The following is a 9,262-nucleotide window of genomic DNA, read 5'->3' on the forward strand; positions in this document are numbered from 1 at the left end:
CAGGGGTGATACCGCCGATGAGAATGCCGAGAAGAATGGTGACAAGAGAAGTTACAGAAAGTAATTCTCCCGCATTGAGGACGCGCCAAAATTCCGCGATCGCCACCAACGCCGAGGCAGCACCTCCCAAACCATTAAAAATCCCCACCATTTGGGGCATTGCCGTCATTTCCACTTTATAGGCCGCGATCGCGCCAATGGCAGAACCGATCGCAATTCCCAGGATAATCACTTCATAGCTCAAAACTTGGCGATCGAGCATGGTTGCCACCACCGCCAGTAACATCCCAATCGCCGCAGATTGATTCCCCTGTCTGGCTGTAGCCGGGGAACCCAACTTTTTCAAACCCAAAATAAACAAAGAAGCGGCTACCAAATAGCTTAACTGAATGCCACTGGGCAAAAACTCATCAATATTCATGCTTTAACTTCCTTCTTTTTGAACATGAGCAACATCCGATCCGTGACCAAGAAACCGCCGACAACATTAATAGTTGCCAAAATAACGGCGACAAACCCCAAAATGACGCTGAGGGTTAAATCTTCCGAACCAGAGACTAAAATCGCACCTAAAACGGCAATTCCAGAAATCGCGTTTGCTCCAGACATTAAGGGGGTATGCAGGGTTGGAGGCACTTTATTAATCAACTCAAACCCGACAAACGAAGACAAAACAAACACGAATAAACAAGTAATTAACGTTGCTCCACTCATCAATAATCTCCTAATTGGTAATTGGTAATTGGCATTTAAACTTTGACGCTTTCCATGCCTAGAGCCGCTTTAACGCGATCGTTGCGAATTTCGCCAGCATGGGTGACGCAGGTGCGATCGATGATATCGTCGCTGAAATCGAGATTTAATGCCCCTTCTTGTACCAACAATTTCAACAAAGTGGCGACATTTTTGGCATAAAGTTGACTGGCGTGAACGGACATTGAGGAGGTGAGATCCGTCGGTCCCATGATGGTCACGCCGTGGTAATTAATATTTTTCCCGGCTTCAGTGACCTCACAATTTCCCCCTTGTTCTGCTGCCAGATCGACGAGAACCGAACCGGGTTTCATCTTAGCGGCCATTTCTGCTGTTACCAGAGTCGGAGCTATTTTACCGGGAACCTGTGCTGTGGTAATGACAACATCGGCATTAGCCACCCTTTCCGTCATGACTTGCTGGGTTTTTTCTTTGGCTGCTTGGGACACTTCTTTGGCATAACCGCCTTCTGCGACAGTATCCTCATCGAGGGCGACCTCAACGAATTTCGCTCCCAAACTTTGTACTTCTTCCTTCACCGCCGGGCGAATGTCAAAGGCTTCTACAACTGCCCCTAAACGTCGTGCGGTGGCGATCGCCTGCAAACCAGCAACTCCTGCACCCATCACAAACACTTTGGCCGGGCGAATGGTGCCGGCGGCGGTAGTGAGCATGGGGAAAAACTTGGGCAGGGCGGCGGCGGCGAGTAAAACCGCTTTGTACCCCGCTAAACTGGCTTGAGAGGAGAGAACATCCATGCTTTGGGCGCGACTGGTGCGGGGGATTAATTCCATCCCAAATGCCGTAATTTGCCGTTGTGCAAGAGCCTGAACGGTTTCCGGCTTCCCAAGAGGATTGAGGAGAGAGACGATCGCGCCGCCGTGACGCAGGGATTCGATTTCATGGTCTTGGGGCGGGGCAACCTTTAACAGTAAATCCGCTTCTCCCCAAACTTTACCGCGATCGCCATCTACAGTAGCTCCCGCCGCGCGATAGTCATCATCGCTAAAATAAGAGCCTTCCCCGGCTCCCGCTTCCACCCAGACCTCCCAGCCTTGCTGAACAAACCGAGCAACAACATCGGGGATCGAGGCCACCCGACGCTCGCCGATCTCGATTGCTTCCCTTGCGATCGCAATTTTCATACTGACTCCTTATTTTTAACAATTGAAAAACTAGCAGATTGGGTCATTCCTTCTCTAAGAGCAAATACAAGAGCAAATACCAATCGGGTTTTTGCGTTGCCGATTTTCCTTACCCTCGAGTCGAACGGTATATTCTCCCGGACCCTTTCCCTCCAATGCTCTGAACTCATATTTGAGATCATATTTGAGACAACATATAGACTGCCATCCTGCATCATATTGCTATCCTTAGCGTTCTCTCCCGTTCTTCAACTTATCTTATGGATTTACTGAGAACGCGCCAAAAATGTGTCCTGCGATCGCGCCACCGAGGGAACATTTTTCTCAGTTTCTGCGTTGGGAGAAGGAATCAAGATTTGATTTAGTTTGATAAACTAAAATAAAGTTTGGTAAAGAATGCCCTTGACCAAACCCCCTTGAGGCGATATGGAGACGGCTGCTTAAGTGCGCGATCTCCTTAATTTCTCTCGATGTGATTCTTCTCTCATTGCCTCTCGTCCATTTCCAATTTATTCAACAGATAGATCATGGTCTTTTCTCAAAAATTTTCCTCAGTACTTTCCAAATTGTCCCGCACTCAAATCTTTTCCGGTCTGGCCGCCGTTGGCGTAGCCCTAGCGGGAATTCCCGCCGCCAGCTTTGCCCAAAGCAATCCCGGTTTAGTGATTTTTAGCGGCGTAGGCAATCGCTCTAATATTCTCAATTATCACCTCAAAAACGGACGGCGCAATGTTCGCGACGATCGCTATAAGCTGCGAATTCCCGCCAACAAGATCGAAAATGGGGTCTCTCGTTTGATTGTTTCCTACCCCGACTATTATGAAGGTCGTTTTAATTTAGATCGCATTGAAGTCGGGTATGGCGAAGGCTATCGCAATAAAGTGGAAATTGCCTACACGGACCTGCAAGAAGAATGTTACGCCATTGAAAATCAAAACGGCCGCCGGGATCTTTACCATTGCCTGAATATTTCCCTGAAAGAAACGATCGAACCCGAGACTCCCATTGAAATTAAATTATCTCAAGTCCGGAATCCTTGGCAGGGGGGAACTTTTTACTTTGGAGCCCATACGGTAAGCTGTCTCGATCGCGATCGCGAACAACCCGATAGCAGTTGTTTTAGCGATCCTGATAATGCCCCCAGCGTCGGTCGCCTCGATACTCCCTTCCGAGATGCCCGGCGCATTCAACTCGCGGATGTTGGGGTTTGGATTTTAACAATTGACTAATCCATTGACTAATCCCAACAAAATCTCAGGTCGGGGGGGTATAATGGGAGACTGTGTAATTTGACGTGAAGCAAGGAGACAGTCAGTGACCCAGCGTACCTTGGGAGGCACAAGCCGCAAACAAAAGAGAAAATCGGGGTTTCGCGCCAGGATGCGAACCAAAAACGGTCGTCGAGTTATCAATGCTCGTCGCGGTAAAGGTCGGCATCGTTTAGCCGTCTAAGGAAGGATTTTCTTTGCAGATCGCCCCTAACGCCAAGCAAGAGGATAAAAACGAGAGTGGGATTGCCCCAAGCCAATCGACTCAAACACTGGCGGGATTTTCAGGAGGTTTATCAACGCGGAAAGCGCTATTCCGGTTCTTATTTAACGTTGCGGAGTTTGTCCGCAGCGTCCCTTGAAACTGGAACAACGGAAGCCGAGATAGCCTTACTCCCGCCCACTCGCATTGGTATTTCTATTGGCAAAAAAGTGAGTAAAAAAGCGGTCGTCCGCAATCGCATCAAGCGCCAAATTCGTGCAGCTATTAGAGAAGTCCTCCCGCAAATGTCTGGGGGCTGGAAATTGGCAATTGGGGTAAAATCTACAGCAACGAAGTGCGAATACGAACATTTTTTGAGAGAATTAAAGCAGTTATTGACACGAGCCGAGGTTTTGCATGGGTATTAAAGAAACATCGTTTTTTGAGGGCGGCCCTCATGTTGGCGATTTGATCGTAAATGTTTTGTTGGGTTTCACCGTCATTTGTCTGCCGTTGACCGTCGCGGCCATCGTCAGAGCCTTGTGGTTGCGCTACCGCATTACCGATCGCCGTATTTCCGTAACGGGAGGCTGGCAAGGGCGCGATCGCACCGACATAATCTACGCAGAAGTTGTTAAGATTGTTAAGGTGGCGCGAGGGGTCGGTTTATGGGGAGATCTGGTTATTACTCTCCGAGATAAGAGTCGTTTGGAAATGCGCTCCTTGCCTCGATATCGAGAAATTTACGATTATATTGCCCAAAAAGCAGCCGAGAAAACGGGAGTTTCTGTTGAAGAAATTCAATGCTAAAGCGCGATCGCGCTATTTCCAACCAACGAAGGAAAATACAGTTCGATAACGAATCAAAAAAAACTAAACTGTCAAGAAAAACTTTAAACTAAGTAGGCTGGACTTCAGACGTATGGATTTTGGTATCGGGTTTATTTCCACAAATTTAATGTTGCCAATCCTTGATTTTTTTCATGGGATTGTGCCAAGTTATGGTTTTGCGATCGTCGCTTTAACCCTTGTAATTCGCTTTGCTGTTTATCCTCTCAGTGCGGGTTCCATCCGCAGCATGAGACGAACAAAAATCTCTCAGGGGGTGATGCAGAAGCGGGTTAAAGAAGTACAAGCGCGTTATAAGGACGATCCGCAAGAGTTACAAAAGGCGATGGGGGAAATTTATAAAGAATATGGCAACCCTTTGGGTGGCTGTGTCCCCGTTCTCCTACAATTACCGATTCTCTGGGCATTATTCACAACCCTGCGAGGATCGCCTTTTACCAACATCAACTACACGGTGGACGTACAAATCCTGCCCAAAGCAGAAGTCGCACAAGTTCAACGCCAGTTCTATTCCACAAAACCCCAAAATATTTATATTGATGAAGGTCTGCACGAACCGATCGCCGCAACTCTAGCGACGGGAAAAATTCTCGCAATTGGTGAAAAGAGCCAAGTTAAATTTCAAACCCCTGAAGGTTTATCTTTAACAGAACTTAGTGCCTCTCACCCCCAACACAATCTCCAACCAACATGGAGTGTTACAAAAGGGAGTGAAAATGTGGCAGTGAAGCCCGATGGAACGATTGTTGCTCTTGCCCCAGGAAATGCGACAATTCAAGGTACGGTCCCAGGACTCGCTGCTGATGAAGGATTTCTCTTTATCAACGCTCTCGGACGAGTGGGTGCCACTGCTCCCAACGGGGGTATTCATTGGGATATTGTCATCATGGTCTTGTTTTTTGGGGTGAGTACCTATATCAGCACAAATTTGACTGGAGCCAGCAAAACTCCTGCCGCCGATGACAGTGCCAAGCAACAACAAGCCATTAGTAAAATTACACCCTTGCTTTTTACGGGAATGTTTTTAGTGTTTCCACTCCCAGCAGGGGTTTTAATGTATATGGTGGTTGCTAATATTTTCCAAACCGCACAAACATTTATTCTGATGAAAGAACCACTACCAGAAAACTTACAAAAACTGGTAGAACAACAAGAAAAAGAACAAAAACAGCAAACCAAAGGAGAAGAGGCTTTGCCTTTCGAGCGCAAACGCTCTAAGAAGAAAGAAAAACCATCGGGTTAAAACAAGAATGTGAAAAAGTGAGATTGATTGCCATTATCTTTTCTTGGGCTGCTCTTTTCAATCTCAAACTGTATGTATCGCGGTGAAGAATAATCATGAAGAAACAAATAGAAAAGGGTCAAGCGTGGTTGGAAAAACTCTTAAAATTAATGGGTTTCTCTACTGCGGTCGGAATTGCTAAGTTAAATGATGATGGCGCTTGCTGGCTAACGATTGCAGAAAATAAGTTGTCATCAGAACAAATTTCAATTCTAATTGGTAAGCAAGGAAGAACCATTGATGCAATTCAATATTTGATCAATACCGTTGTGAATATGGGTGGCGATCGCGAAACTCAGCAACCTTTTACCGTGGAGATAGACGGCTATCGTCTCCAACGTCAGGAAGAATTGCGAGGTTTAGTGGATGAGGTTTCTCAACTGGTTCGGGAAACTGGACGGGAAGTAGAAATGAAATCGCTTTCCTCCGCAGAACGGCGACAAGTTCATAATTTTCTCAAGGAATCTAACGATTTAACAACGGAGAGTCGGGGATTAGATCCCGATCGCCGCTTGTTTGTTAAATTGCGTTAATTTTTTTGGTTTAATAAAAAAATGGAATCAATTTATATTCCTCATTTACTGGCAATTCCGGAAAACACGCAGGAAATTGCTGTAGAAATGTTTCTGCCGAATTTGGAAACCCTGACCCCCGTGCGAGGGAAATTGCAAGTTAGGCACGGACAGACTTATTTAGAAGTTAGTGCAGAAGTGGAGGCGATCGCCACATTGGTTTGCGATCGCTGTTTGCAACATTACAATCACCGCTTACAGGTGGAAACGACAGAGTTGATCTGGTTGGAGGAAGAAACAGAACCCCTACCCCAAGAACGCGAGGTGCGGGTGGGAGACCTATCAGAAGTTCTTTCTCCGAAAGGACATTTTGACCCAGAAATGTGGTTATACGAACAGCTAAGTTTAGCAATGCCTTTGCAGAAAACTTGCGGAGAACAATGTCAGGGAACCACTCCAGTTAAAGCGGGGAACGAAGCAACAATCGATCGCCGTTGGGCGAGTTTGGAGGTGCTTAAGGCTGCTTTTGATGAATCGTGACTAATAAAAATACAGCAACAATAATCAATTAACCGGATTAGGTACACTTTTCAACCGTTCTGAATTGGAAACCCCCTCCTCTAAAATTCGGATGCTATCCGATGCGACTCGAATCCGCACTCTTTCTCCTACAGAAAACGAACTTAAGTTATTGCGATATAAGTTCTGGCGGCGAATAGAGAGCAAAGTTTGTGAGGTGAGACGCACAATAAAGCGAGTATCCGTTCCTAAATAAATAACTTCTGTAATTGTTCCTAGTAATCCTTTGTCATCTAGGTAGTTTTCTGGGTGAATGGTGGCTTTTTCTGGGCGAATGACGAGGGTGACAACTTTCCCGATCGGAAGTTCTGATGCGTAAGGCACCGAAATGGGCAACTCTTCATCAACCAAGACGATCGCGCCCCCCGATCGCCATTCAATGACCCGTCCCAGCAAAAAGTTACTCTCGCCGATAAAATCCGCCACAAAGCGACAATTGGGGGTTTCATAAATTTCCGTCGGCGTGCCCACCTGCAACACTTGTCCCCCATTCAAAACCGCAATGCGATCGGACATGGTTAAGGCTTCCTCTTGGTCGTGAGTCACATAAACGAAAGTAATGCCGACTTTTTGCTGCATCTGTTTGAGTTCGATTTGCATTTCCTTTCGCAGTTTCAGATCGAGGGCACCTAAAGGTTCGTCAAATAGTAACACTTGGGGACGTTTGACTAAAGCCCTGGCTAAAGCGACTCGCTGCTGTTGTCCTCCAGAGAGTTGACGGGGACGGCGATCCTCTAACCCATTGAGTTTAACCAAGGCGAGAACATCCCCGACGCGGCTGCGAATCTTCTCTCGGGGGAGACGATCCATTTCCAAGCCAAAAGCCACATTTTCAGCAACGGAGAGGTGAGGGAAGAGGGCATAATTTTGAAAAACCGTATTTACGGGACGATGAAAAGGCGGGCGATCGCCCATCGCTTCCCCATGAATGTAGACTTCCCCAGAAGTGGGCAATTCAAAGCCGGCGATCGTGCGTAAAATGGTCGTTTTTCCACACCCAGAAGACCCTAAAAGCGAGAAAAACTCACCTTCTCGAATGTGCAAAGTGACATCATTCACCGCCAGAACTTCGCGATTGTTTTGTCCTGTAAATACCTTTGATACATTAACCAGTTGAACCGCATCCATGATTGAGCCACCCTCCAATTTACACTTGCTAGTTTCCCTAAGTTGGGAGATGAAAATATACTGTTGTCTTATCCTCCAACCGCTACTTTTATTTCAGTCCAGGCTTGGTCGTATAAGGCGGTATCTTTCCCCAAATCATCGGCATATTTTAAGCGCTTAAATATTTCTGCGGAGGGGTAAATGCTCGTATTTTCTAGGTCTTCTTGTGCAATTAATTTTTGTTCTCGGGCGGTTTTATTGGGAGAACCAAATTTAACATAGTTGGAAATTCTTGCACTCACTTCTGGTTCGAGAACAAAGTTTATGAACTTTTCGGCTAATTCCTGATGAGGGGCATCTTTAGGAATGGTTAAATTATCTGTCCAGATAATTGTCCCTTCTTTGGGAATTACATAACGAATATCTTCATTTTCTTCCATAATCTGAAAAATATCGCCACTCCATTCTACTGCTATATCAACTTCCCCTTGATCGAGTAAATCTTGTCCGGTATCTGGGGCAAATGTCGCGATCGCGTCTTTATGCTGAATGATAAACTCTGTTGCATCGGCAATTTCACCTTCGTTAATTGTATTGGGATCGTAACCTAAATACATCAAAATTACGCCTAACATTGCTCTAGAATCTTCTATTAATGCAACTTTCCCTTTATATTTAGCATCGAAAATTTCTTTCCAGCTTGTTATCTCTTCCCCTACTGCTTCAATATTATAACCAATGCCCATTGTTCCCCATTGATAAGGAATGCTATATTGGTTTCCAGGATCGAAAGGAGGATCGACAAAGGCTTCATCGAGATGTTTAAGATTGGGAATATTATCGTGATTGAGTTTCTCGAGTAAACCCTGAGCAATCATATTTTCGACAAAGTCTCCAGTGGGTACAATAATATCGTAGCCAGGATTGCCCGGTTGAATTTTAGCCAGGAGTGCTTCGTTACTCTCGAAGGTGTCGTATTGAACCTTGACATTAAACTTTTTTTCAAATTCTGGAATTGTTTCTTCATCAATATAGGTTGACCAATTGTAAATATTTAGGACGTTCTCAGTCCCTCCATTTCCATTACTTCCCGTATTAGCAGAATCTGGATTGTTTACAGTACATCCGAACGGTACGAGCAAGCCAAAAACAAACAAAAGTAGAAGAATCAGAAATTTTTTCATCATTATTGCCTCGTTAATACAAAAAATTGACGATGGACGAGAGTATGGCAAACTATAGTTTCAGCCTAGCAAAGTTCTTGACAAAAATTGCCGGAGATTCTTCTTAACCCACATTTCGCACGTCAAAGCATATTACAAAAAAGTTACAGAAAATATTATAGTGCGATCGTCTTGATAGCGGACGGTTTGAACGCTCCCCAACCAAATCAAAGATTATGGTTGGGGATTCTTTCAGCTACGAGAGACCTCGTAGCGTTCCCAGAACAACTGGCGTTCTCAGCGTGCAGTCGGAACTTTTGCCCACATACACTCTGGAAAAGTTTTTGTCGCCTATTAATACACAATACCAATATCTCGCGCCAATATTATAACTCGCGTTTA

The 9,262-nt window shown here is 45.5% G+C and carries 12 protein-coding genes and 1 pseudogene; 7 read left to right on the forward strand and 6 right to left on the reverse strand.

Annotated features, from left to right (window positions below):
• The 3 genes from VB714_RS25915 to VB714_RS25925 form a co-directional block, all read right to left on the reverse strand.
• Positions 1–415: NAD(P)(+) transhydrogenase (Re/Si-specific) subunit beta (locus VB714_RS25915; protein ID WP_416309801.1), on the reverse strand; the 415-nt coding region annotated here is incomplete at its 3' end.
• Positions 416–417: 2 nt separating this feature from the next.
• A complete protein-coding gene (locus tag VB714_RS25920; RefSeq protein ID WP_323228091.1) occupies positions 418–714 on the reverse strand; it encodes an NAD(P) transhydrogenase subunit alpha in 297 nt (98 codons plus the stop codon).
• Between the two features lie 35 nt (positions 715–749).
• Complete coding sequence (locus VB714_RS25925; RefSeq protein WP_323228093.1) at positions 750–1,898, reverse strand: Re/Si-specific NAD(P)(+) transhydrogenase subunit alpha; 1,149 nt, start codon at positions 1,896–1,898, stop codon at positions 750–752.
• Positions 1,899–2,425: 527 nt separating this feature from the next.
• Between VB714_RS25925 and VB714_RS25930 the strand changes: the two genes are divergently transcribed.
• The 7 genes from VB714_RS25930 (at position 2,426) to VB714_RS25960 (ending at position 6,551) form a co-directional block, all read left to right on the forward strand.
• Positions 2,426–3,127: a DUF2808 domain-containing protein gene (locus VB714_RS25930; RefSeq protein ID WP_323228095.1), complete on the forward strand. Its 702-nt coding sequence runs from the start codon at positions 2,426–2,428 to the stop codon at positions 3,125–3,127.
• An 85-nt stretch (positions 3,128–3,212) separates the two neighbouring features.
• The gene (rpmH, locus tag VB714_RS25935) at positions 3,213–3,350 is read left to right on the forward strand and encodes a 50S ribosomal protein L34 (RefSeq protein WP_204104181.1); all 138 of its coding nucleotides are present in this window, start codon (positions 3,213–3,215) and stop codon (positions 3,348–3,350) included.
• Positions 3,351–3,406: 56 nt separating this feature from the next.
• Positions 3,407–3,796 (forward strand): ribonuclease P protein component, encoded by a 390-nt coding sequence (gene rnpA, locus VB714_RS25940; RefSeq protein ID WP_323228097.1) that lies wholly within the window; start codon positions 3,407–3,409, stop codon positions 3,794–3,796.
• Entirely contained in the window at positions 3,786–4,178 is a 393-nt protein-coding gene (locus VB714_RS25945; protein WP_323228099.1) for a PH domain-containing protein, read from the forward strand. The genes rnpA and VB714_RS25945 overlap by 11 nt, the downstream gene beginning before the upstream one ends.
• 112 nt (positions 4,179–4,290) lie before the next feature.
• A complete protein-coding gene (gene yidC / locus VB714_RS25950) occupies positions 4,291–5,460 on the forward strand; it encodes a membrane protein insertase YidC (RefSeq protein ID WP_323228101.1) in 1,170 nt (389 codons plus the stop codon).
• Between the two features lie 95 nt (positions 5,461–5,555).
• Positions 5,556–6,032, forward strand: coding sequence for a protein jag (locus VB714_RS25955; RefSeq protein ID WP_204104177.1), 477 nt, complete (start codon positions 5,556–5,558; stop codon positions 6,030–6,032).
• A gap of 21 nt (positions 6,033–6,053) precedes the next feature.
• A complete protein-coding gene (locus tag VB714_RS25960; RefSeq protein ID WP_323228103.1) occupies positions 6,054–6,551 on the forward strand; it encodes a YceD family protein in 498 nt (165 codons plus the stop codon).
• Positions 6,552–6,575: 24 nt separating this feature from the next.
• Here the strand turns inward: VB714_RS25960 and VB714_RS25965 are convergent, their stop codons facing one another.
• The 3 genes and pseudogenes from VB714_RS25965 to VB714_RS27615 all read right to left on the reverse strand — a co-directional run.
• Positions 6,576–7,718, reverse strand: a complete 1,143-nt coding sequence (locus VB714_RS25965) for an ABC transporter ATP-binding protein (RefSeq protein ID WP_323228105.1) — start codon at positions 7,716–7,718, stop codon at positions 6,576–6,578.
• Positions 7,719–7,786: 68 nt separating this feature from the next.
• Positions 7,787–8,881 (reverse strand): spermidine/putrescine ABC transporter substrate-binding protein, encoded by a 1,095-nt coding sequence (locus VB714_RS25970; protein WP_416309802.1) that lies wholly within the window; start codon positions 8,879–8,881, stop codon positions 7,787–7,789.
• Positions 8,882–9,116: 235 nt separating this feature from the next.
• Positions 9,117–9,262, reverse strand: a pseudogene (locus VB714_RS27615) (IS200/IS605 family accessory protein TnpB-related protein); the annotation flags it as partial.

It is taken from the genome of Spirulina sp. 06S082, from assembly GCF_034932145.1.
In the GTDB taxonomy this organism is placed as follows: domain Bacteria; phylum Cyanobacteriota; class Cyanobacteriia; order Cyanobacteriales; family Spirulinaceae; genus CCY15215.